Origin of the sequence: Thioalkalivibrio sp. ALgr1, from assembly GCF_000378285.1 — a bacterium.
GTDB lineage: Bacteria > Pseudomonadota > Gammaproteobacteria > Ectothiorhodospirales > Ectothiorhodospiraceae > Thioalkalivibrio.
Map to the genome: position 1 here is coordinate 338,366 of NZ_KB905133.1, position 21,603 is coordinate 359,968.

The 21,603-nt window shown below is 66.0% G+C and carries 22 protein-coding genes, 1 other RNA gene and 1 riboswitch; of the genes, 8 read left to right on the forward strand and 15 right to left on the reverse strand.

Annotated features, from left to right (window positions below; translation table 11 throughout):
- Positions 1-48 precede the first annotated feature (48 nt).
- Positions 49-298, reverse strand: a riboswitch (cobalamin riboswitch).
- Between the two features lie 45 nt (positions 299-343).
- Both F466_RS0105975 and F466_RS0105980 read right to left on the reverse strand, forming a co-directional pair.
- Complete coding sequence (locus F466_RS0105975) at positions 344-2,242, reverse strand: hypothetical protein (protein WP_018138710.1); 1,899 nt, start codon at positions 2,240-2,242, stop codon at positions 344-346.
- Positions 2,243-2,352: 110 nt separating this feature from the next.
- Positions 2,353-3,591: a cyclopropane-fatty-acyl-phospholipid synthase family protein gene (locus tag F466_RS0105980; RefSeq protein WP_018138709.1), complete on the reverse strand. Its 1,239-nt coding sequence runs from the start codon at positions 3,589-3,591 to the stop codon at positions 2,353-2,355.
- Between the two features lie 255 nt (positions 3,592-3,846).
- Here F466_RS0105980 and fnr point away from each other — a divergent pair, with 255 nt between their 5' ends.
- The 3 genes from fnr to F466_RS0105995 are packed head-to-tail and all read left to right on the forward strand — an operon-like array spanning position 3,847 to position 5,673.
- Positions 3,847-4,578, forward strand: a complete 732-nt coding sequence (gene fnr / locus F466_RS0105985) for a fumarate/nitrate reduction transcriptional regulator Fnr (protein WP_018138708.1) — start codon at positions 3,847-3,849, stop codon at positions 4,576-4,578.
- A complete protein-coding gene (locus tag F466_RS0105990) occupies positions 4,571-5,056 on the forward strand; it encodes a TIGR02444 family protein (RefSeq protein ID WP_018648993.1) in 486 nt (161 codons plus the stop codon). The genes fnr and F466_RS0105990 overlap by 8 nt, the downstream gene beginning before the upstream one ends.
- Before the next feature lie 47 nt (positions 5,057-5,103).
- Positions 5,104-5,673: a DUF2058 domain-containing protein gene (locus tag F466_RS0105995; RefSeq protein WP_018993655.1), complete on the forward strand. Its 570-nt coding sequence runs from the start codon at positions 5,104-5,106 to the stop codon at positions 5,671-5,673.
- A 15-nt stretch (positions 5,674-5,688) separates the two neighbouring features.
- Here F466_RS0105995 and F466_RS0106000 read toward each other — a convergent pair whose 3' ends face one another.
- Together F466_RS0106000 and F466_RS0106005 are read right to left on the reverse strand one after the other, a co-directional pair.
- Positions 5,689-7,278: a DNA mismatch repair protein MutS gene (locus F466_RS0106000; RefSeq protein ID WP_018138705.1), complete on the reverse strand. Its 1,590-nt coding sequence runs from the start codon at positions 7,276-7,278 to the stop codon at positions 5,689-5,691.
- A 150-nt stretch (positions 7,279-7,428) separates the two neighbouring features.
- Positions 7,429-8,595, reverse strand: a complete 1,167-nt coding sequence (locus tag F466_RS0106005; protein WP_018138704.1) for an aldo/keto reductase — start codon at positions 8,593-8,595, stop codon at positions 7,429-7,431.
- 226 nt (positions 8,596-8,821) lie between these two features.
- Between F466_RS0106005 and ssrS the strand changes: the two genes are divergently transcribed.
- The 4 genes from ssrS (at position 8,822) to F466_RS0106020 (ending at position 10,847) form a co-directional block, all read left to right on the forward strand.
- Positions 8,822-9,007, forward strand: a non-coding RNA gene (gene ssrS / locus F466_RS13390) — 6S RNA.
- Between the two features lie 25 nt (positions 9,008-9,032).
- The gene (locus tag F466_RS0106010; RefSeq protein ID WP_038038657.1) at positions 9,033-9,668 is read left to right on the forward strand and encodes a 5-formyltetrahydrofolate cyclo-ligase; all 636 of its coding nucleotides are present in this window, start codon (positions 9,033-9,035) and stop codon (positions 9,666-9,668) included.
- A gap of 32 nt (positions 9,669-9,700) precedes the next feature.
- Positions 9,701-10,165 carry an EVE domain-containing protein gene (locus tag F466_RS0106015; protein ID WP_018876953.1) on the forward strand — a complete coding sequence of 155 codons (465 nt, stop codon included), beginning with the start codon at positions 9,701-9,703 and terminating at the stop codon, positions 10,163-10,165.
- Between the two features lie 4 nt (positions 10,166-10,169).
- Positions 10,170-10,847, forward strand: a complete 678-nt coding sequence (locus tag F466_RS0106020; protein ID WP_018993656.1) for a glutathione S-transferase family protein — start codon at positions 10,170-10,172, stop codon at positions 10,845-10,847.
- A 322-nt stretch (positions 10,848-11,169) separates the two neighbouring features.
- On the opposite strand, the gene F466_RS0106025 is transcribed toward F466_RS0106020, so the two are convergent.
- The 6 genes from F466_RS0106025 to F466_RS0106055 form a co-directional block, all read right to left on the reverse strand.
- Positions 11,170-11,445, reverse strand: coding sequence for a cupin domain-containing protein (locus tag F466_RS0106025; RefSeq protein ID WP_018138700.1), 276 nt, complete (start codon positions 11,443-11,445; stop codon positions 11,170-11,172).
- 33 nt (positions 11,446-11,478) lie between these two features.
- Positions 11,479-12,171, reverse strand: a complete 693-nt coding sequence (locus tag F466_RS0106030; protein WP_018993657.1) for a DUF6064 family protein — start codon at positions 12,169-12,171, stop codon at positions 11,479-11,481.
- 25 nt (positions 12,172-12,196) lie between these two features.
- Positions 12,197-13,090 carry an aldo/keto reductase gene (locus tag F466_RS0106035; protein ID WP_026296421.1) on the reverse strand — a complete coding sequence of 298 codons (894 nt, stop codon included), beginning with the start codon at positions 13,088-13,090 and terminating at the stop codon, positions 12,197-12,199.
- A 205-nt stretch (positions 13,091-13,295) separates the two neighbouring features.
- A complete protein-coding gene (locus F466_RS0106040) occupies positions 13,296-13,766 on the reverse strand; it encodes a DsrE/DsrF/DrsH-like family protein (RefSeq protein WP_018138697.1) in 471 nt (156 codons plus the stop codon).
- Between the two features lie 348 nt (positions 13,767-14,114).
- Positions 14,115-15,704, reverse strand: coding sequence for a dynamin family protein (locus F466_RS0106050; RefSeq protein ID WP_018993659.1), 1,590 nt, complete (start codon positions 15,702-15,704; stop codon positions 14,115-14,117).
- 214 nt (positions 15,705-15,918) lie between these two features.
- Entirely contained in the window at positions 15,919-16,632 is a 714-nt protein-coding gene (locus tag F466_RS0106055; RefSeq protein WP_018138694.1) for a hypothetical protein, read from the reverse strand.
- Between F466_RS0106055 and F466_RS13850 the strand changes: the two genes are divergently transcribed.
- The gene (locus F466_RS13850; RefSeq protein ID WP_018138693.1) at positions 16,631-17,422 is read left to right on the forward strand and encodes a hypothetical protein; all 792 of its coding nucleotides are present in this window, start codon (positions 16,631-16,633) and stop codon (positions 17,420-17,422) included. The two genes, F466_RS0106055 and F466_RS13850, sit on opposite strands and share 2 nt — an antisense overlap.
- Before the next feature lie 86 nt (positions 17,423-17,508).
- Here F466_RS13850 and F466_RS0106065 read toward each other — a convergent pair whose 3' ends face one another.
- From F466_RS0106065 to F466_RS0106085, 5 genes are all read right to left on the reverse strand, one after another.
- The gene (locus F466_RS0106065) at positions 17,509-17,751 is read right to left on the reverse strand and encodes a hypothetical protein (RefSeq protein ID WP_017925927.1); all 243 of its coding nucleotides are present in this window, start codon (positions 17,749-17,751) and stop codon (positions 17,509-17,511) included.
- A 523-nt stretch (positions 17,752-18,274) separates the two neighbouring features.
- A complete protein-coding gene (locus tag F466_RS0106070; protein ID WP_018174763.1) occupies positions 18,275-19,075 on the reverse strand; it encodes a hypothetical protein in 801 nt (266 codons plus the stop codon).
- 1 nt (position 19,076) lies between these two features.
- Positions 19,077-20,120 carry a glycosyltransferase family 4 protein gene (locus F466_RS0106075; RefSeq protein WP_018993660.1) on the reverse strand — a complete coding sequence of 348 codons (1,044 nt, stop codon included), beginning with the start codon at positions 20,118-20,120 and terminating at the stop codon, positions 19,077-19,079.
- A gap of 3 nt (positions 20,121-20,123) precedes the next feature.
- Positions 20,124-20,522 carry a 6-carboxytetrahydropterin synthase gene (locus F466_RS0106080; RefSeq protein ID WP_018138689.1) on the reverse strand — a complete coding sequence of 133 codons (399 nt, stop codon included), beginning with the start codon at positions 20,520-20,522 and terminating at the stop codon, positions 20,124-20,126.
- 31 nt (positions 20,523-20,553) lie between these two features.
- A complete protein-coding gene (locus F466_RS0106085) occupies positions 20,554-21,531 on the reverse strand; it encodes a zinc-binding alcohol dehydrogenase (RefSeq protein ID WP_018993661.1) in 978 nt (325 codons plus the stop codon).
- Positions 21,532-21,603 lie beyond the last annotated feature (72 nt).

Below are 21,603 nucleotides of genomic sequence, written 5' to 3' on the forward strand. Positions count from 1 at the left end.
GCCGCTATGCGACCAGGCCCGATCATCCGCCTCGCATGCCCGCCGCATGCCGCGCGATCATTCCCTGGCCGGTCTCCGGGCTGACGAGCGTTCCGGTGCGGCGCCTTCCCGAACGATTCCGTTCAGTGGCGTGTGCCGCGACCATCAGAGGCCGTCATGGCCTCTCGCTCGATTACCGTTGCGGGGGCAGCGTCGGATTCGTCCGCAGGCATCCAGATACCTGTAGCGGGCTCACCGAACTTCCCGTTTAACCCCTCGGCGAGACACGCCGAGGGGCACCAGAAAACGCACGAAAGCCTACACAGTTGGTCAAGAAATTACCAGACCCGGGAAATGCGCGGCGTCAGGATCGCTGGGCCTCAGCCTGCACATAACGTGCGCCGCTCTTGAGCAACCGCCCCCAGGACTTGTCCTGCAGCATGGCGTCAAATTCCGGCGACCGTTCGGCACGCAAAGCCACCGGCGCCGCCTGCGCGCCCTCCTCCACCGGATGGGCGGCCAGCATCTCCAGGCGGTCGGGATTGGCGCCATATTGCCGTACCAGGAAATCACGCATGGAGTCGGACAGCGGCAGATGGTAGATGCGCGTCAGACGCAGGGCCAGCCATTCCGCCATACGGCTGAGATCCTGACGCACCATACGCACCATCGCCGAACCCAACCCCGCCTTGGCATCCGCACTCATGCCGACGTACAGGCCTCCGAGATAGGCGGCGGGATTCGCATAGATCGCGCGCTGGATACTCGGGTTGGTCAGGTCGACCAGAGGCTCCAGAATCAGTGCGAGCTGGATGCCGATGCGCTTGGCGGTGTCCGCATCCAGTGGGTGCCCACCAAAGTAGAACAGGTCGCCCTCGCGCCGGATGCCGAGCTCGGACAGGTACTCACAGAACCGGTCGGCCAGGCGCAGCTTCTGGTCGTCCGCCAGCTCGATCACCTCCTCGCTCACGCGGATACCGCGCGCACTGCGCTTGAACCAGCTCTGCTGCCCCTTTCTCTCGACCTGCTGTCGTCGCAGCGCCTCCCAGCGCTCGACCGCGGCGGTATAGCGACTCTGCGCCTGCATGAGCTGGTCCCGCGCCGCGCGCAGGTCTTCGACATGACGCAGCGCCCGCCCCAGCAGGCGGCCTTCCGGCGAATTCACAGCGGGGCGGGACTGTTCCAGTTGCGAAAGTGCATCCAGCACCTCGCGCCCGATACCCAGAGTCGGCGAACGCAGGACCTGCGGATCCAGGCCACTGGCCGGGCTTTGCGCCAGCAACATCGCGAGCGAGCGCAGGCGACTGACCACACCCGCCTGAGCGACGCGGAAACGGTTGCCCTGATACTCCAGCCGATCCAGCGCATGCCCCAACCGCCAACCACCCGACCATTCGAAACTCAGCCGCCGGATCTGCCGCCCGTTGACCATCTCGAAGGCCAGTACAAACATGGCCTGCGTATCATCCAGTGTGCAGCGCGACAGGTCATCCGAGTCCGCCGCTGAAAACAGGCGGTCCAGAAATTGATCGATCCGCCGGACGCCATCCTCACGGGTTGGCGCGACGCCCTGAAGCCGGTCGCGCAGCGGATCCGCCAGTTCGGAGGCATCGTGGTGCAGTTTTTCCAGCGCGGCCAGACGAGCATCCGCAGTGGCATCCACCAGATCCGCGACGCGCGAGCGCAGCCCCAGCCGACGGTAGATCTCGATCTGCTCGGCCGCTGCTGCGAGGCTGGTATCGCCGGTCATCTCGCGCACCGCGACCGCGACGCCTTCCGGCGAGATATCCACCTCATGAAGCAGAACCTCGGCGGCCTTGCGTCGCCGCATGTCCGGCGCCATCTCGGCCATCGCCAGGTCGCGGGTCACGAACAGCAGGTCCGGCAAAAAGTCGATCGTATTGCGCAGCTGATCGCGTGAGCGCTCCTGCCGCTTGCCCCGCGTGGCATCGGCAATAAACCGCGCCAGCAGGCCAATCACCCCGAACAGCAGCGTGTAGACGGCAAAAAAGATGAAATTCTGGGCCGGGGCGGCGTGGCCAAAGCCCAGGAAATAGCCCCCCTGCATCGCGAGGAAGGTCACCGGGCCGGCCGCCCACAGCAGCTGCAGCATGTTGAGCGACCAGGGCACCTTGCGCGCGGTCGCCGCGACCTCGGTGATCCGGCTGCGTCCGGCCGCCTCGATCAGCACATGGTCCTGGCTCGGACTGGCGGCCTGGGGGGCCTCCTGCCGCTGTTGCCGCTTGCGAAACCTGCCAAACACGCGTCGTCCCTGCCCCCTCAGCGTTTCCGTGAAGTGTAGGGAAAACAGACCGGTTGCGGGTGCCCGGTCAGGAAAAAATGTTCAGGGAGCCAGGAAGTAGTCCGCAATCCCTACGCAGCACTGCGACCCCGGACTGCCGCCTCCCCCGGCGGCGTCGAAACCACCTTGGGCGCCTCGTCGGCATACAGATAGTCGCGGGTGAGCGGCACGGCATCCTGCTGTTTGGCCACCTGGATGTGGAACACCACCTGGCGCCACCAGCGGAAGGTCGCCTCGCAACTGGCCAGATAGAACTCCCACATGCGGCAGAAGCGCTCGTCGAAGTGGCCCACTGCCTCGGCACGGATGTTCTGGAACCGCCGATACCACTCGGCGAGCGTCTCCGCATAGTGCAGCCGCCAGAACTCGATATCGGTGGTATGCAGCGGGGTCGGCTCCAACGCCTCCATCACCTCGGACAGTGCCGGGGTATAACCGCCAGGGAAGATGTACTTGCTCAGCCAGGGGTTGGTGGTCCCCGGAGGCCCCTGGCGGCCAATCGTGTGCAGGACGGCCACGCCATCGTCCTTGAGCAGGTCGTTCACCCGCTGGAAGAACGTGCCGTAATTGGGCACGCCGACATGCTCAAACATGCCGACACTGACGATCCGGTCGTACTGGTCGTCGTGTTCGCGGTAGTCCTGATAGAAAAAGCGCACGCGATCGTCCAGCCCGCGGCGCTTCGCCTCGGCCTGGGCCACTCGCAGCTGCTCCCGGGACAGGGTGATTCCGTCCACCTGGACATCGGCGTTCTCGGCCAGGTGAAAGGCCAGCCCACCCCAGCCGCAGCCGATATCCAGCACCCGCTGACCGGGCTCCAGCACCAGCTTCTTGCGCAGCATCGCGCACTTGGCCTGCTGGGCCTCCTCCAGGGTCATGTCCGGGCGCTCGAAATAGGCACAGCTGTAGAACATGCCTTCGTCGAGAAAACGGCGGAACAGCCACTCGTCCACGTCGTAATGATGGGAGATGTTCTGGTAGCTGCGCGCGATACGGTTGCCCTGCTCGAGGACCGCGCGAAACATGCACACCAGCGGGTGCACACGACGCTGGAATCTGGGCGCGAAGTTGCGCATGGCCACATCCAGAAACACCCGGATGCCCTCGGGACCCGGCGACCAGAGCCCGTCCATATAGGTTTCGCCCAGCTGAAACCCGGGATCTCGCGCGATGCGCTTGAGGGCCGCCCGATCATGGACCTGCAGCGTGATCTCGGGTGCCCCCTGCCCGAAACGGCGCTCGCTCCCGTCCGGCTCGCGCAGGATCAGCGTGCCGTGGTGCATGTATTCGTTCAGCATCCGTTCGATCATTGCGTCCCTTCCCATGCGAATCGCCTGCTATATTAAACAGAGTCTAGATATCGCACTCGCTCCGCCGCAAGCCTCTGAATTGGCTGATCCCTGCCACTCCAAAAGGTTCCACACTCACAATACCGGAATTCCTCATACGGGCAACCTCTATACGGGGGCCTCACACACCTTCCCTCACGGGGGCCTCACACACCTTCCCTCACGGGGGCCTCACACACCTTCCCTCACCGATGGCAAAACCGCTAACCTGAGCACATGACACTGCGCCCGACCCAAGCCTGCGAACACTGCACCCTGCGCCAGCTCTGTCTGCCGATGGGGCTGCCACAAAACGAACTCTGGCAACTCGACGAGATCGTGCAGCAACGCCGTCCGATCGAAAAGGGGGCCTTGCTGTTCGGCATGGGCGAGCGCTTCGACACCCTGTTTGCCGTACGCACCGGGGCGTTGAAGACCGTTCTGATCGGCGACGACGGTACCGAGCAAATCACCGGCTTCGCCCTCGCAGGCGATCTGCTGGGGCTGGATGCGATCCACTCCAGAAAACATCCGGTCAGCGCGGTCGCCCTCGAATCCACCAGTGTCTGCGCAGTCCCGTACACCCATGTGGACGACCTCGCCGGCAGGCTTCCGACATTCCGCCAGCACATGATGAACGTGATGAGCCAGGGGCTGGCTCAGGACGAAAGCCTGCATGCCCTGCTCGGGCAGCGCACGGCGGAGCAGCGCCTGGCCACATTCCTCGTCACCCTGTCGGAGCGGCATCGTGCACGGGGCCTGTCCACCGAGCGCTTCTACCTCCCGATGTCGCGCGCCGACATCGCGAACCACCTGGGGCTGACTCAGGAGACCATCAGCCGCCTGTTCACACAGCTGCGCAACCAGGGGGTAATCAACCTGCACACCCGGGATCTCGAGATCCTCGAGCCGACGACCCTGCGCAGCACCGCCGGCGTGACCTTTACGCCCGCCGCCAGTAGTGCCTGAGGCCGCCCGGCCACACGACTTCGACTGCTTCTGGGATTTCGCCCTGCGGATATGGGCCTGCGCCCCCGCACGGAAACGCCTGCTGAACTGGCAGGACGCCCATGAGGTCGATGCCATCCTCGCCCTGTTCGCCCTGTGGTACCCACGGCGAGTACACACACACGACTGGCAGGCGCTGATGCAGGCCGCCGCGCGCTGGCGCGAGCAAACCACCTCGCGCGTGCGCGCCCTGCGCCGCCGTCTCAAGCCCAACAGCCCCGATGAGCGACAACGCCAAGCCCTGTACGACGCCGTGAAAGGGCTGGAGCTGGCTTGCGAGCGCACGGCTGCGATGCGACTGTGTCAGCGCACGCAGGCGCTGGGCAATCCCGCTGCGACCCCCGATCTTGCGCGGCGTTTACACCTGCTGTTTCCCACCCTTCCCATGACCGAGATCCTGGACGGATTACCCGAACTTACACACGTCGGCTGCACATAGCAGAGGTTCGGGCTATCCTCCCGACACATTTTCTACAGGCAAGCGGCATGTCGGACGATCTGCGCAATCAGCTCCTGAAGGCCGGACTGGTGGACGAAAAACAGGTGCGCAAGGCCAAGAGCCAGAAGCACAAGGCCCAGAAGACACAACCGAAAAAGAAAAAGGGCAAGCCCGCCGACGCCGAGGCTAGCGCCGCTGCGGCTCGTCAAGCCGAGCAGGCCCAACGCTCGCGGGAGAAGAACCAGGAACGGCAGGAAAAGGCCGAACGCCGCGCGCGCCGGGCGCAGATTCGCGAGCTGGTGAACCAGCACCTGGCCCCGATCCCCACTGGCGACGCCGCGATCGACTATCACTTCCAGTTCGACGGACAGGTCCGCCACCTGCCGGTGACCGAGGACACCCGCAAGCGCCTGGTCGACGGCCGCGCGGCGCTGGCCGGCCTGGAGCTGCACCCGAGCAAGGGGTTCCGCGTAATCCCGCGCGATATAGCGGACAAGATCCGCGAGCGGGATGCCGAATGGCCGCTGGTTATCCCGGCCGAGGAAAGCGGCGGTTCCGAGCCCGGTCCCGACGACCCGTACAAGGACTACGTCGTCCCCGACGACCTCATGTGGTAACGCCTCGCTCGGGGCTCACGCCTTGCCGGCATCGCCCCCGGCCTGGGCGGTGGGGAGTTCGGCGAAATGCTCGCGCGCACGGGCAACCAGCTGGGCCGGCAGCCCGTTCTTCTCGGCAATCGTAAGACCAAAGGACACACCCGGCTCGCCAATCAGCAGCCGGTAGGTCGGGGACAGCGTCTCGGCATCGAACTGCATCGAGGCGTTCACGATGCCCGCGTGCTGGGCGGCATAGTCCTTCAGGGGCGCCAGGTGGGTATTCACAATCCCGCGCGTGCCACGCGCACGCAACTCGTCCAGCATCGCCATCGCCAGTGCCGCGCCCTCGTCGGGGTCGGTGCCCGTACCCAGCTCGTCCAGCAGGATCAGGGTCTCCGACCCCGCGTGATCAAGAATCCGCTTCAGAACCTCCACATGGCCGGCAAACGTGGACAGGTGGTGGAACAGGCTTTGATGGTCGCCGACATCGACCATCACCTGATCGAAGCGCCCGATGCGGCAGTCCTGCTCGGCCGGGATATGCAGCCCGCACCAGGCCATGGTGACCAGCAGCCCGAGCGTCTTCAGCGCGACCGTCTTGCCGCCGGTATTCGGCCCGGTGATCAGCAACAGGGGCTGCTCGCCATCCAGCCGGATCGACAGCGGCACCGGCTGCGGCCCGTTGCCCTCGGCGAACTGCAACAACAGCAGCGGGTGGTAGGCCTCGATCAGTTCCACCCCGGCCTCCGCCTCCAACCGCGGGGCATGGGCATTCATCTGTGCGGATAGCTGCGCGGCGGCGGATGCCAGGTCGATCCAGGTCAGTGCGGTCAGCATCAGTTCCAGCGGCTCGCCATACTGGCGCACCACGTCGGTCAGCTCGCGCAGCAGGCGCTGCTGCTCGGTATTGATCTGGCTGTTGACCGTATCCAACTGGTTGTTCAGCGGCACCGCCTCGATCGGCTCGACGATCTGGTCGCGCCCGCCCATCGCGGTGCCGCGACGCACACCCTTGACCGCATTGGCCGCCTCGCCACGCAGCACCATCACCGCGCGTTCCTGGTGCCACTGCACCTTCAGCGCGTCCTCGCCCTTTTGCGCGACATCGGAGGCCGCCAGGCGCTTTTTCACCACCGCCTCGACCTCGTAGCGCAGGCGCCCACGCTGCTCGAAGGCCTCGATCAACGCGGGGCTCGCGTCCTCGCGCAGCGACCCGCCGGGGTTCAGGCACGCCGACAGGCGCTCTTCCAGCCCCTCGGGCGGATACAGCTTGTTCAGGTCCGCCGGATAGATCTCGGGGGTGTCCGCCAGTTGATCCGCCAGCTCGCGGGCCTGACGCATGATTGTCTGGAGGTTGTGCAGGGCCTGCACCGGCAGCGCAGCCCCGGGGTTGGACGCCTGGCGCAGCGCCGCGCGCACGTCCGGCAGTTGCCCCAGACGCGGCAGGGTCCCGGCATCCAGACGCTGGCGCGCAACGGTCACCGCGGTCTGCAGTGCGCGCGCCGCATCCAGATTCGGTGCCGGCTCCAGCCCGCGCGCGGCATCCGCGCCGTAGGGCGTCGCGGTCAGGCGCTCCAGCAGACGCTGGATCGCGGGGAATTCGAGGGCCTTCAGATCAACCTGCATGACATACCCTTGTGCATGAATTCTCTACCATGGCCGGAGCTCGGGACCCTGTGGGAGCGTGCTTGCACGCGAAGCTCCTGCCAAAGCCGGATGCAGGCAGGGGCTTCGCCGGCAAGCCGGCTCCCACAAGGGGGGAGACCAGGCTTCGGCTCACTCCTCGGCCTTCTTGAACATCCCGAGGTAGGCCTTCTTCTCCAGCAGCGGTTCGCGCATCACCGCCAGCATGTCGTCCAGGTGTTCCGGCGTGCTCATACCAACCAGGGAGGTGCCCAAGCCCGGCGTGGAGCGGTTGAACTGCATCGCGCGCTGCGCCGGATTGGGCAGGTTCGCCAGCTGCTGTTCGACCACCTCCACCGACTGCTGGGCGAGGTGTCCCTTCAGCATGGAGTGGGAGGCGAACATGTACACCTCCAGCTGGTGCGCGGCCTGCAACGGGCTGGCCACATTGCCCTGCCCGGTCGCGGTGTTGAAGCGGGTAAAGCCTTCCAGCATCACCTGGTTGAACGGGAGCATCCCGATCTTGAAGTGGTGCCGGGCGTGGTCGTCGCCGGTCACGGTCTGGGCCGCACGTTCGGCCAGCCCCTGCATGGAGGTCAGCGACTGAAACACGGCGGCATCGGTCTCCTCGCGGAAGCCCTCGAACGTGGAGATCCCGTAGGCGCGGATCTTCTTTTCCCGCGCCGCCCGCTCCAGCATCTGGAACACTGGCTCCAGCTTGCGGTTGGTCGCCTCCTTGCCAATCTCGTGGATATGGACCTCGGGCTGATCAATGACGAAGGCATCCAGCGTCTCGACCCCCATCAGCGAGCGCGACAGCTCCATCTGATAGTGGATGTACTCTGGCGTCAGCAGGTGCGCGCCCTTGGCGAGATCGTCCCGGGTACCCATGCCCTGGGACTCGATCTCCCGCTGGAACCAGGCATCCATGTCGTCCGGCGGCCCGCCGCGCAGCGTCATGAATCCGCCCTTGGAGATCAGGAACATCGCCTCGCGCGGGACCCCAGCCTCCAGGGCCGTACGCACGCCTGCCCCAACGGCCGCCAGCGAACGACCATAGCGGTAGTGGGCACCGGTGTCGACGACATTGATGCCTTCGGTCAGCCCGCGGGCGACGATGGCGGAGATCGCGGCATCCACCTCGGCTGTGGCGGCGCCGCCAAAGGTGCCAATGCCCAGGCTGGACAGGCGCATCTTGGCGCGCGAGAACTCGCTGTAGTGGCCCTCGGCGGCCTTGCCCTCGGCGATGTAGTGCTCCGCATACCGGCGCGTCGCCTTGGCGTTGGCGTATCCCGGGATCAGTTTCTGCGGCGATTCCATAGAGCTCCTCTGCACAGTCCGGAGAAGGCCGGTACTCGATCGCGCACCGCCCGCTCGCATCCATCCGGAAAACGCGAATCCTACGTCACCCGAGCGTGATTGCTAAAACCCATCCAAACCGGCGAGTCTCCCAAGCGGCCGGATTCCGTCCTGGGTGGATCGTGCAACCCTGATGTGATCATGGTTGCGCACACCCCCGGGGGATTGGTTCATAATGGTGGCGGACGCGTCGCTGCGGCGTGCGAAAGTGGCCTGGTGGTACCCTTGAGCCTTAATTCTTCACCACGGGACCGAGCACTTCCGTTTCGTTGCGCATGTCCGTCATCGAGCGGAAAGCCTTAAGATTCGGAGGCTTCTCCCACCTGAACCTCTGGTTCAAGGTCGATGGTCACTTCGGCGCCCGCGGGGCGCGTCCACCTCATTATTTTGCGGATCGTATGTCCAGGGACGAGACCTCCTTCACGCCTGACGAACTGCGCCAGCTACGACTGCGCCTGCGCCGCGAGCGCGCCGCGCTGTCCGACGAGCGGCTCGAGATTCATTCCGCCCTGATCTGCGATCACCTGCTGCGCTGGTTCCAGCGCTGGCAACCGCATTGCATCGGTGCCTATCGGGGCCTGCGCGGCGAGGTGGATCTGACCCCCCTGACCGTGTCCCTGGCCCGGCGCGGCACCCGCATCGCCCTGCCGGTGATGGATGCCAAACGCCCCGGGCGCATGCACTTTCACGCCTGGGGGCCAGACGTGCCGCTTTGCCAGAACGGCTTCGGCATTGCCGAGCCCTGCCCCGATGCCCCGCGCATCTGGCGCCGCGAGATGCAGGTGGTCCTGCTGCCGCTGGTCGCCTTCGACCATGCCGGCAACCGCATGGGCATGGGCGCGGGCTATTACGACCGCTACTTCGCCCGTCGCCGCTTCGGCATCCACCGCCCGAAGCTGATCGGCGTGGCCCATGCCCTGCAGGGGGTCGAGGCCCTGCCCAGCCAGCCATGGGACGTCCCGCTGGACGGCGTGGTCACCGAGGACGGCTGGCATGCGCTGCCCCGCCGCGCGCGGCACAATACGCACACCTGACCCACACGCCCGATCCGGCACGAGGAGCCCGCATGGCCTACTGGCTGATGAAATCCGAGCCCGACGAGTTCAGCATCGATGACCTGGAACGCGTGGGCGTGGAGCCCTGGGACGGCATCCGCAACTACCAGGTGCGCAACATGATGCGCGACGAAATGAAGAAGGGTGATCTGGCCTTCTTCTACCACTCCAACGCCAAGCCGCCGGGCATTGTCGGCATCCTGCGCATCGAGAAAGAGGCCTATCCGGACTCCTGCGCCTTCGACCCCGAGGACCCGCACTACGATCCGAAGAGCGACCCGGACAACCCGCGCTGGCTGCGCGTCGACGTCGCCTTCGAGGAAAAGTTCGGCGACATCATCACCCTCGACTGGCTAAAGCAGCAGCCGCAGCTCGAGGACTGCCCGCTGGTCCGCCGCGGCAACCGCCTGTCGGTCATGCCCATCACCCAGGAGCAGTGGGACTTCATCCTGAGCCACGCCCAGCGCGGAAAGTAGCCGCGTGGCCACGCTCTACCACTTCCCGCACGACGCAAAGGCCGACCGCCTGCGCCTGGCCTGTGGCTACAAGGGTGTGGAGCTGGAAACCGTCGCGCTGGACTGGTTCGACGACGAGACCTTCTTCGAGCTGGGCGTGGCCCGCCAGTCGCCGGTCCTGCAGATGGATGACGGTACCCTGGTCACCGACACGCTCACGGCGCTGCGCGACATCGACCACCTGTTCCCGACCGGCGAGCCCCTGGCGGAAGGCGTAATCCCCGAGGATGCCTGGCAGGCCCTGGTGGACTGGCGCAGCAAGGTCGATGTCGTGCTCGATCGACTGTACGCCCCGCTGGCGCCGGGCTTCCACGGCATCGGCGAGAGCGCCGAGGCCCTGGCCGACTACAAGGCCCAGGTGCAGCACCGCTTCGGCCTGTCGCTGGAAGAACTCGCCAACGACCGCTACGACGGCTACAACCAGCTCGCGAAACTGAGCCGCCTGCCGGAACTGGCGAAGCACCTGGCGGCCAGTCGCTTCTATCTCGGCCACCCTTCCATCGCCGACTGCGTAATCGCCGCCGACCTCTACCCCCTGCAAATGCACGACGGCATCAACCTGCCCGTCGACATGCTCTACTACCTGCGCCGTGTCGAAGAAACCTTCAGCACCCGCCTCGACACCCAGTGGCTCGCCCGCTGAGGCTCTGTGGGAGCGGCCTCGGCCGCGAACACGAAACCTGATTTCACCACCGGCGCATCTCCAGATTCAGGCGAACCCCACAAAGGCCGGCAAGACGCACTGACCGACCTGATTCGCAACGCTGTTCGACCAACCGCCTACTCGTAGGATGCGTTGAGCGCAGCGAAACGCATCAGGGGTCAGACAAGGCGTGGGGAATGGCGCGTTTCGCTACGCTCAACGGCACCCTACGCCGTTTGGAAAAGGCCCTGCATTCGTGCGCAAGCACGCTCCACCGGACACACCACGTCGTAGCGTCCGTGTCGGACCTGCGACGATACACTCAGCCGAAGCGGTAGTGCTTGCGGATGTCGCGGTGGATCTCCCAGGTGCAGTCCATGCCCTCGGGGAAGGTCACCAGGTCGCCCTCACCGACCGTCACCGGCTCGCCACCACCGTCCGGGGTGACCGTCACCTGCCCCTCCAGGATGTAGCAGACCTCGCGCTCGTCGTAGTGCCAGGGGAAGGTCGAGACCTCCTTTTCCCAGACCGGCCAGTCGAATACGCCGAGGCGTTCCAGATGGTCCTGCTCCGGCCGATGGATCACTTCGATGGACATGACGGGCTCCTCTGTCTGGGGGAAATGGCAAGCCTAACGGGACCGCGACCGGGCGCCAAAAGTATCGGAGCGAAACAGGCCCCTCTCGCCCGGGTAAAGCCGGCGAACGAGCAACAATACGAAAGCGATCAGTCCCAGCGCGGCCGGTAGATACTCCAGCCAGATACCCAGCTCCCAGGCGATGTAGGCGGTCACCAGGGCCCAGAGGAAGGGAATGATTGCCAGGATCAACGACGGGCGCGGCTGCGCCAGCAGCAGGATGCCGAGGGTGAACAGCATGGTGGGTCCCGGCGCGACACCCACGTACTGGGCCTGGGCCCAGGACACCCCCAGGAGCAGGACCTCCAGCAGGGCATGGCCGACCATGGCATAGGCCATCACCACGATCGCGACAAGGCCGGCCACACCACCCGGCCAGCCAAAGCCGTGGCGCCCCAGCAGCGTGAGGGCGAACAGGAGCATCAGGCCCTGCGCGACGAACACGCCCGCCAGCCGGCCCGCCCAGAAATGGAATTCGGCAAGCACACCCCCGATGAACACGACCCCGATCCAGACCCACATCACAGCGAGCAGCAGGCCCACGACGCGTCCGGCCCCGCGCCCGCCTACAAGGGCTAGCGCCAGTGTGACGAGCACCATCAGGGCCGCGACCCCGTGCAGCGGCCAGATGGCGCGATTGTATTGCCCGAAGATCGACAGCAGGGTTTCGGCGGCAAATGGCAGCATCCGCACTCCCGGTAAACTTTGAGACTTAAAGTGCTTCGACGTATTCGATCATGCGCTGGCGCATGTCGTCATCCGGCATCGGGCCGTAGAGGGCTCCCATATTCTCCCGCATGTGCTCCACGACCGAGGTCGCCGGGATCGCACAGGTGACATCGGGGTGCGAGACGATGAACTTGAGCAGGAGTTGCGGCCAGTTCTCGCAGTCGATCTCCCCCGCCCAATAGGGCAGTGGTTCGCTCTCGAAGCGCTTGATCAGCTCCTTGCGGCGGAACGGGCGATTGGCGATGACCGCCACCTCGCGTTCTCGGGCCAGCGGCAGCAGGCGTTCCTCCGCCTCGCGGTCGAGGATGTTGTAGGTCAGCTGTACGAAGTCCAGGTCCTCGCGTTCCAGGATGCGCTCCAGCTGGTTGTGGCGGCGCCCGTGGGAGGTGGTCACCCCGATATAGCGGATCTCGCCCGCCTCGCGCTTCTCGCGCATCGTCTCCAGATGCGCCTCCCAGTTCTGCAGGTTGTGCACCTGCTGCACATCCAGGGTATCCACGCCCCACAGGTCCAGCGACTTCGCATGCTGGTTGCGCCCGGTGCCGGTGCTACCTGTCCAGATCTTGGTCGCCGAAATCAGCCCTTCGGGGTGGCCCAGCTCCTGCAGGCAGTGCCCCACTACCGCCTCCGCGCGCCCGTACATCGGCGAGGAGTCGATCATGCCGCCGCCGCGCCGGAAGAAGGTATCGACAATCTCGGTGCGCAGCGCGAGGGCATCCGGGTCATCCGCGACGTTGAAGGTGATCCAGGTGCCCATGCCGATCACGGGGATCTCCTCGCCCGAGGAGGGAATCGCCTTCCTGTTCGGTTCGCGTCCCTCGCCGGCCGCGCCTGCGAGCGGCCAGCCGGTACCGGCGGCAATGGCCGAACCGGCCATCCACTGCAGAAACGACCGGCGCGAACGCTGATTCGGGACTCTCGCCATGCGACGGCTATCCTTCGGAACCTTACCCACGTGGTCCCGCCGAACGCGCCAGAAGTTCCGGCACGGGAGTATTTTGGCCTGCCAGAACGAAAACGGCCCCGGGCAGATGCCGCGGGGCCGGGACAGGCGGACGGGCCGCCCGGGGCTTCACATCCGCCTAGATGAACAGACAGATGTCCGACTCGCCGGCGAACTCGAAGAACGCGGCGGCGCCGGCATACTCAATGCCGTCAATGAACTCGCTGGTGTCCATATCGAACAGATCCACCGTCATCTGGCAGGCGATCATGCGCACCTCGGCCTCCTGACACAGTTCCCGCAAATCCTCGAGATCGGAGACGCCTTTCGCCTTCATCTTCTTTTTCATCATCGTCGTCATCATGCGCTGCATGCCCGGCAGCCCCTGGAGCATGACCGGCATGGGCATAGGCATGGGCATCCCCGGGTTACCCAGCGACGTGACCTGCAAATCCATCTTCTTGCGCAGCAGCTGCAGCCCGTAAAAGGTGAAGAACACTTCGACTTCATAGCCGAGCGCGGCCGCGGTCGAGGCCAGGATGAACGGGGGATAGCCCCAGTCCAGACTGCCCTTGGTCGCAATGATGGCCAATTTCTTGGTATCGCTCATTCACTCCTCCTTGGTGGTGGAGGATGGTCCGCCACAGCCCCCTGCGCGTAACCCCACCCCCCTGTGGATCGGGGCCGCCCCGTGCGACCCCAATACTTGGATCTAGTGCCGGTTGGCTATTTCGAGGCCAGACGCCCCTTGCGCCAATCCCGGATCAATGCACACCCAGCACATACCCCGAGCGCTGCCTAACTGCCCCAGACCGAGATCGGGACCAGAATCATGGCCAGCGCGAAGAGCATCCAGGCGACAACCGTCATGGTGATACTCCGTCATGGCCCCCGCCCCCCGACGAGGAAACCACGCATCGCGGACTAAACAAGAAAACGCCGCTCGGCGTGTTCCTGACTAACGCGCTTCGGGGCGCTCCGCGGTCACGTCCCCTGGCGTCTCGGCGGCCGGTGATTGCTGTACAGCATCACCGGTCGACTCCGATACAGTATCCGATTGTGCCTGTTCTGCCGAGCGATGCACATCGGCAGCCGAGGCCCGCCCCCCCGTACGCGATACGGGCCGGGCATCGACGAACTGGTTGTTCAGGCGCTGGATATAGGCCTCGGCGCGATCACGCAACGCATGCAGGCGGCCAATTTTGCGCCGTCCCAGGCCCAGCGGTGCGCGACGCAGCATCCAGCGCCACGGGCGCGTGTTCTTTTCGAAAGCCGCCCGCCAGTTACCGGCGGCCGACTCGGTCGGCAGCGTGCGCGCGATGCGCCGGGCGACCCAGCGGCGGTTGAAGAAGTGGAGCCCAGCCAGCACAAGGACCAATACAACAATGCCGGTCGACGTCCAGATCGGGTGCTCGCCCATCGACGCCCAGGCCGAACCGTCCATCCAGGGCCCGAATCCGCCCGCCGTGTTGTACCCGATCACACCCAGGATCACGGCAATCACCGCGAACATGGCGGCGTCGAACTGAAACACCCGCCGCCGCCACCGCTCCAGTGCCCTTCGCAGTGCAGGCAACGCATCCATTTCGATGGATTCGGCGATCGCCTGCAGCGAGCCGAGGATACGATACGAGCGTGACGAGCTGATTTCCTGGATCTTCTCGTGGATCTCCGCGCGATCACGCTGCGACTTTTCCTCGTAGCGTTCGCGCACCTGCTCGTCGCCGATCTCGACCCCGGCGCTCTCGTTGAACATGCAGTAGAAACGCCCGGTGGCATTGCCCTGGCGCACGACCGCACGTTGCCAGGCGGAGACGACCTCTTCCAGGTTGTCTTCGCGCCAGGTGGTGTCGATTTGGTTGAGCACAAACACCAGTTTGTTGAAGTCGTTGCGCTCGGCAACCCGATTAACCAGGTGCTCCAGCGTATCGCGCATCGCGCCCGGCTCCGGGTGCCGCGCATCGAAGAAGACAACCACCAGGTCCGACAGATCGATGATGTGGTCGGTCAGTTGCAGGATCGTCGCACGCTGCTCGTCGGCGTCGAACCCGGGCGAGTCGATCAGGATTCGGCCGCGCAGGCGCTCGGAATTGGCGGTCTTCATCGCCAGGAAATGGTCCACGGTGCGGCCACCACCATCGGTAATGCGCTCGATCTCGTCGGACACGCGGTAGAACGGGAAGCGCGGATCACCATCCAGCGCCAACCCCGGAAGCTCCTGCACCCGCTCGCTGCCGCCATAGCTGATGACGGTGAACTTGTCGTCCACCGCCTGCGAACCACTGCGTTGAACAGTGGTCCCGACGTACTCGTTGATGAACGTCGACTTGCCCGACGAGAACGTCCCGAGCACCGCAATCATCGGCCACCAGGAGATCGTAAAGGCGTAAGAATCCTCCTGAGGATTCAACAGTCCCGAGGCATAGCCGACTCGATCCAGATCACGGAAGGGGTCGACAACCCCTTTGAGGACTGGATTTTCTTCGGCGAGGCGATCGCTCAGCAGCTTGAGCTGCTTGCGCACGCGGCGACCAGGACGATTAAACATGGGGACTCCGTTGCGGCGGCGGCCACCCGGCAGACACAGCTACTCCGTGCCCGGACGCCTCCGCGATGTGAATTGGCTCCATTCATCATACCCATTGCGCCCACGCCTGTGTGGTTCGCGGTATGGGTTACGACCCCGGGAAACGCTGGCGATCCAGCGTTTCCCTCACAAAGGTTCGAAAACGCCGAAGAAACGCTTACTGGCTCACGCTTTTCTATCGATACTCATCCAGGTGCGCCGCACCCTCCTCATGATGACGGTCGTAAACCGGGGCGAGGCGCTCGATCATACGCTGCCGCTCGCTCTCGGGCAGCACCTTGAGGGCACCTTCCCAGGCATCCATCGCGGCCCCGAAATCGCGCATGGCAAACAACGCGTTGCCGAGCTCGCCATACAGATCCGCACGTTGCACCGAATCCTTAGGCAGCGCCTCCAGCCCCTCGCGCAGTACCGCTACCGCCGCGCGCGGTCCCGCACGCCAGTAGGCATCACGCCCAGCCTGCAGAGCCGCCTGGGCAGACTGCGCGGCACGCTCGGCGTCCACCTCGACCGCTGCATCACCTTCGAACGCGGGCTCGCGCTCGGTAGCCAGGTCGGCAGCCGCCTCATCCTCCGCGTCCTCCTGAACGTACGGCTGATCATGCGCAGCCCCGGTCATGGGATCGGGGTCCCCCTCGTCATCGAGTTCACGGGCCGGGCCAGGGCGAACATCGTCCTCCGTGGCTTCATCCTTCGCGGCTGCCTCGTCCTGCGCATCGGCATCGTCGGCGGGCACTGCGTCGGCCTGCTCGGCGGTCTCGTCCTCGGGGACCGCCTCGGCGCTCGGGGCCAGCACGTCCCGTGCCGACCAGGCGATGAACCAGAGCACGATCACGATCACGATGAAGTAGCGATTGATAAAGCTGCGCGGCTTGTCTGCGTTATCCATGCGTCACCTTTCGATTTACCTTCCAGTTCAATCCTACATCCTCTGTAGCGGCCGGTCCGCACCGCGCGTTATTCGCCCGGAACGGTCAATCGTTCATCTCCGGGGTCAGGTCAGTGTCGTCGTCAAAGGACGGTTCATCACCCATACCACCCTCGGTCGGGGGAGGATCGCCGGGGCCATCCCCGCTGGCCCCACCCGGGGGCTCGGCATCACGAGGGGGCATGCCCTGACCACCCGGCGGCTGGCCCTGGGGCGGTTGCCCTTGCGGAGGCTGGCCCTGAGGTGGCTGACCCTGCGGAGGCTGGCCCTGAGGCGGTTGCCCTTGGGGCGGCTGGCCCTGCGGCCCTTGTCCTGGCGGCGCGCCCTGCGGGTCACGACCTTGGGGATCACGCGCGCCCGGGGGCTCGCCCGGCTCGACATCGCGCTGCTGCGGGTCTCGTTGCTGCGGCGGTTCGCCCTGCCCCGGCATTCCGCCTCGGTCCTGCCCAGGCGGCGGTGCACCGCCCGGGGTACCGCCCGGAGGCGCTCCACCCGGGGGACCCCCTGGCTCGCCACCCGGAGGGGCACCGCCAGCCGGGCCACCCGGGTCGCCACCCGAACCACCACCAGGTGCCTGGGCTTGATCCAGACCGTGGCCCCGCTCGCTCTCAAAGGCGGGGCGCTCACCCAGACCGGCAGGCCCGGAGTAAGGCGCAAGGCCAGAGTTGTCGCCAGGTGCGTACTGCGCGGAAACGGCGAAGGGGACGGCCATCAGGGCGCCAAAGACCCCGGCCTTGAGAAGACTGCGTGACTGGCTCATGACGAAACCTCCGTCGGAGCTGACTATGTGAATTCGGGGCTGGACGAACGCCCGGCCCCCGTAGGTCGCGCCAGGGTTCAGGATCCGTTGGCGTCGTCTTGCTGCTCTTGCATGGCCTCGCGGTGACGGCGCATTTCCTCGCGATAGACCTCGCGCGCGCGCTCCGCAGCCTGGCGGTGTGCTTCGCGCATTTTTTCGTGCTCGGCCTGGCGTTCGCGCATGTGCTCGCGCATCGCCTCGCGGTCCTCGGGATCGAAGTCCGGGTCAAAGTCGCGCATGCGCTCCTTCCCGCCGGGGCCATACGGCATGCCGTACTGCATCGGCCCGCCGTGATAGGGACCGTGATGTGGCCGCTGGCCGTAACCGGGACCATAGCCGTACCCGTAGCCATAGCCGTAACCAGGCCCGTAGCCATGCCCGGAACCATGGGGGCCCGAACCCATGGGCCCGTACATCATGCCTCTATGGCCAGCCCCCCGGGGGCCTTGACCATACGGCCCCGGGACCGCCTCTCGATGCATCATGCCCGGCCCGCCAGGATGTCCACCCTGACCGTGCATTCCCGGGTAGCCATAGGGACCGGGGATAGTGGGCGCGTGCATGGCACCCGGCCTGTCAGACGCGGAATCTGCATCCTGGGCCAGCGCCGGCCCCGCCAGTAGCAGGCCGGCAACGCATGCAAAACCCCAAAAAAAGTGTTGTGGTCGTTTCATGTTTTGGGCTCCTTCTCCAGGCGCCGCCAGATTCAACCGCCATGCGGGATTCCGGCGAACTGCACGTTCTCCTCAAGGCGTGTGACAACACAATCGCCGCAGTTACTCCCGCCAATTACACGAGGGCAGATCAGTGTTTCCCTAACACCAGCATATCGCAGTGCCCAACGCTCAGATGCACCCGCCCGTCCGCGATATCCCTGACTCGGGAACGCGCCCAGTCCTGGAACAATGGACGACCCTGCGGCTCCATCTCGGCCGCCGCCTCCGCCCAGCCTCCGATCAGGGCAGCCGCAAGCGCCGCCTGGCCCTGCCCCAGCTGCCAGTCACTGGTCTCGGTGATCACGCGAAGGCCGTTGGCGGTCAAGGCTCGAGCACAATAAGCCGCAGCCTCGGGCCCCAGGGCCGGGCCAAAGCCCTTGTCCGTGCGCTGATGGCGATTCACCGCATTACGCACGCGCTCGTCGGCCGCATGCGGGTGACTCCACTCGATACGCCCATCGTAGCTGAGCGCGAACAGCGCCGGGACCGGCCATTCGGTCAGCGTCATCACCAGGCGGTCGAGCCAGTTCGCCGAGACCAGATCCAGCAGGGCGGAGGCCGTCACCAAACCTGCATCCGGCGGGACCGGGGGTGGGGCACCCGAGAAATCGAGCACCTGCGGGGTGACGGTAACGGCCCCGTCCGGCGCTGAGATCGTCGCCAGCAAGTCGGCGTCGTGATCCACCAGGGTCCAGTTCTGCGGCCCGGTCAGGCGCGGTGCCAGATAGCGCAGGTTGGAACCGGCCCCGCTACCTAGATCCAAGACCTGCAGGGGTGTCTTGCACCCCGCAAGCGCGTCGTTTAAGGGCCCGAGCAGGGATTCCGGCCGGGCCGCATGATCCGCCGGTTCGCGCAGAGCCAGCCAGTCTCCGGCAAAGCGCTCGGCCATCTCAGGCCACCTCCAGCCACAGAGCCAGACGACGGGCACCCTCCGTCCAGCCCGGTAGAGACTCGGCATGCGCGCGACCCGCGCGGCCCATGCCCCGACGCTGTTCGGCGTCGCACAGCAGACTCCCCAGTGCCCGGCGCAAGGCCTCCACGTCCCCGGGCGGCACCAGCAGGCCCGCAGTCTCCGGCACGGTCTGGGGGATGGCGCCCCCCGTGGTCCCAACGACCGGCAGGCCGCGCATCATTGCTTCGGTAAAGGCCATGCCGAAACCCTCGTAGGCGCTCGGCAGCACGAAGATCGAGGCCTGGTCATAGAGCTCCGCCAAGCCCTCGTGTGTCAGCACTCCCGGGGCCGAGATTCGCGCATCCAGACCACTCTCGGCAATGGCAGCACGCACAGCGGCCGTGTAGTCCGGATCGCGATCCATGGCACCAGCCAGCTCGGCCCGCCAGGACCGATCGCGCAGGCCGGACAGCGCGCGCACCAGCTCGAGCTGTCCCTTGCGGGGCACCCAGGCGGCCACGCACAACAGCACCGGCACCTCATCCTCCGGGCCACGGGCCAGCGGCGCCGGTTCCACGCCAGGCGGGATGCTGCAAAGGCGTTCGGACGGCACACCCCAGTCGGCCACCTGCGCCCGCGTGTAGTCACTGGTCACGACCGCCCGCGAGGCGAGGGCCACGGCCGCACGTTCCGACTCGAGGAGTTCCTGGGAGCGCGCAGACGCAAGCCCCGCCTCCAGGCCCAGCGGGTGATGCATCAGGTAGACGAGCCGCAGGCGCCCTGCGTGACGCCGCAAGGTGGCGGGATGCGCACCCGCGGCCAGTCCGTCGACCAGCACCCGCATGCCATCCGGAAAGCTCGCCAGGGCCTCTTCGAGGGCCCGTTCCGCGCGCGCATCAGGCCCGGGGAACTCGCCCTCCAGCTCGCGCAGCTCGACCCGCCAGCCCTGCTCGCGCAGCCCGGAGATCATGCGCGCGTCGTAGCGGTACCCGCCCGTGGGCTGGTCCAGTGCCCCCGGGACCACGAAACCAAGCTCGGGCATATCTCAGGGAGCGCCCTCGTAGCTCGCCCAGGCCACATGGGACTCGTGCAGCGTCACCGCGACGGCGTCCAGTCCCCGGGCCGACTCGCCGAGTTCCCCCTGGGCGATGGCCTGCGCCACGCGCTGGTGGATCGCATGAGCGAGAAATTCGGTGGTCGTGTTCTGACCACGGAAGTCTTCACGATCGTCGAGGTTCTGGTAATTGAGCTCGGCCAGGATGGCCCGCAGGACCTCGCTTGCCCGGCCGATATCCACCACCAGCCCATCGGCATCCAGTGCCACGCGGCGGAAGGTCACGTCCACCACATAGGTGGCGCCGTGCAGGTTCTGCGCCGGACCAAACGTGTCGCCGGAGAAACTATGGGCGATCATGAAGTGGTCACGGACATTCAGGCTGTACATGCGGTTTCCTTGCGCGTTTGGGTGAGCAGGATCAGTAGCGAATTCGGTGGCACAGCGTACGGTCCGCCTCTGGCCCTGTCACCCGCTGCATCACGGCCGGGAGATTGGCAAACGCATCCTCACCGGTAATCAGGCCGTCCAGTGCCGGGTCATCGAGCAGTGCGAGTGCGAGCGCCAGCCGGCGACGGTAATCCCAGCGCGACGACCGCTCGGGCGGGATGCGCCCGACCTGCGAGCTGCGCAAGGTCAAGCGACGCGCGTGAAAGCCCTCCCCCAGCGGCAGATCCACGCCTGCGTCACCGTACCAGCTCATCTCCACCACCCGCGCCTCGACACCCGCCAAGGTCAGCGCCTGGCGCAGGCCAGCCGGGTTTCCACTGGCATGCACCACGAGGTCCAGGTCCTGCAAGGAGGCGGCCTGCTCCGGGGTCAGAAGGGCCAGGCCCAGTGCGGCACAGATGTCTTCGCGCGCAGGGTTGGGGTCGATCACGGAGACCTCGGTTCCGGGAATCCTTCGCAACAACCAGGCGGCGAGCAGGCCCACCACACCCGCGCCGATCACGGCGATGCGATCCCCGGGGCCGGCGGCGCTGTCCCAGACCGCGTTGATCGCCGTCTCCATGTTGGCCGCCAGCACGGCACGCTCGGCCGGGACGCCCGCCGGCACCGGCACTACAGCCTGGGTCGGAACAACATAGTCGGACTGGTGCGGGTGCAGGCAGAACACCATCTGCCCCGCCCCGGGGCCCTCGACGACGTCGCCGACACTGATATAGCCGTACTTGACCGGCGCCGGGAATTCGCCCCCCTGAAAAGGCGCGCGCATCGCGGCGTACTGGCTGGGGGGGACGCGGCCATGAAACACCAGAGACTCGGTCCCGCGGCTGATCGCGGAATAGCGGCTGCGCACCCGCACCTCGTCGACACCGGGTGCCTCCAGGGGCTCATCACGCAGCTCGCCCTGGCCCGGTCCGATGACCCAGAAGGCGGTGGCAGAGGGAGCGCTCACGGAGCGGTTCGATCATCGTCAAACATAGGGCCAGTGTGGTCGATGGTCGTGATTCCCGGCAACTCGCGGGCG

What these genes read in the sequence shown, in the direction of transcription:
- F466_RS0106035 (WP_026296421.1), bottom strand. Translation starts at nt 13,090, where the DNA reads ATGGCCGGTTCGGCCATTGCCGCCGGTACCGGCTGGCCGCTCGCAGGC.
- F466_RS0106080 (WP_018138689.1), bottom strand. Translation starts at nt 20,522, where the DNA reads ATGTACAGCCTGAATGTCCGTGACCACTTCATGATCGCCCATAGTTTC.
- F466_RS0105995 (WP_018993655.1), top strand. Translation starts at nt 5,104, where the DNA reads ATGTCGGACGATCTGCGCAATCAGCTCCTGAAGGCCGGACTGGTGGAC.
- fnr (WP_018138708.1), top strand. Translation starts at nt 3,847, where the DNA reads ATGACACTGCGCCCGACCCAAGCCTGCGAACACTGCACCCTGCGCCAG.
- F466_RS0106005 (WP_018138704.1), bottom strand. Translation starts at nt 8,595, where the DNA reads ATGGAATCGCCGCAGAAACTGATCCCGGGATACGCCAACGCCAAGGCG.
- F466_RS0106010 (WP_038038657.1), top strand. Translation starts at nt 9,033, where the DNA reads ATGTCCAGGGACGAGACCTCCTTCACGCCTGACGAACTGCGCCAGCTA.
- F466_RS0106015 (WP_018876953.1), top strand. Translation starts at nt 9,701, where the DNA reads ATGGCCTACTGGCTGATGAAATCCGAGCCCGACGAGTTCAGCATCGAT.
- F466_RS0106065 (WP_017925927.1), bottom strand. Translation starts at nt 17,751, where the DNA reads ATGCAGTACGGCATGCCGTATGGCCCCGGCGGGAAGGAGCGCATGCGC.
- F466_RS13850 (WP_018138693.1), top strand. Translation starts at nt 16,631, where the DNA reads ATGCGTCACCTTTCGATTTACCTTCCAGTTCAATCCTACATCCTCTGT.
- F466_RS0106070 (WP_018174763.1), bottom strand. Translation starts at nt 19,075, where the DNA reads ATGGCCGAGCGCTTTGCCGGAGACTGGCTGGCTCTGCGCGAACCGGCG.
- F466_RS0106075 (WP_018993660.1), bottom strand. Translation starts at nt 20,120, where the DNA reads ATGCCCGAGCTTGGTTTCGTGGTCCCGGGGGCACTGGACCAGCCCACG.
- F466_RS0106055 (WP_018138694.1), bottom strand. Translation starts at nt 16,632, where the DNA reads ATGGATAACGCAGACAAGCCGCGCAGCTTTATCAATCGCTACTTCATC.
- F466_RS0105980 (WP_018138709.1), bottom strand. Translation starts at nt 3,591, where the DNA reads ATGATCGAACGGATGCTGAACGAATACATGCACCACGGCACGCTGATC.
- F466_RS0106040 (WP_018138697.1), bottom strand. Translation starts at nt 13,766, where the DNA reads ATGAGCGATACCAAGAAATTGGCCATCATTGCGACCAAGGGCAGTCTG.
- F466_RS0106030 (WP_018993657.1), bottom strand. Translation starts at nt 12,171, where the DNA reads ATGCTGCCATTTGCCGCCGAAACCCTGCTGTCGATCTTCGGGCAATAC.
- F466_RS0106025 (WP_018138700.1), bottom strand. Translation starts at nt 11,445, where the DNA reads ATGTCCATCGAAGTGATCCATCGGCCGGAGCAGGACCATCTGGAACGC.
- F466_RS0106050 (WP_018993659.1), bottom strand. Translation starts at nt 15,704, where the DNA reads ATGTTTAATCGTCCTGGTCGCCGCGTGCGCAAGCAGCTCAAGCTGCTG.
- F466_RS0106000 (WP_018138705.1), bottom strand. Translation starts at nt 7,278, where the DNA reads ATGCAGGTTGATCTGAAGGCCCTCGAATTCCCCGCGATCCAGCGTCTG.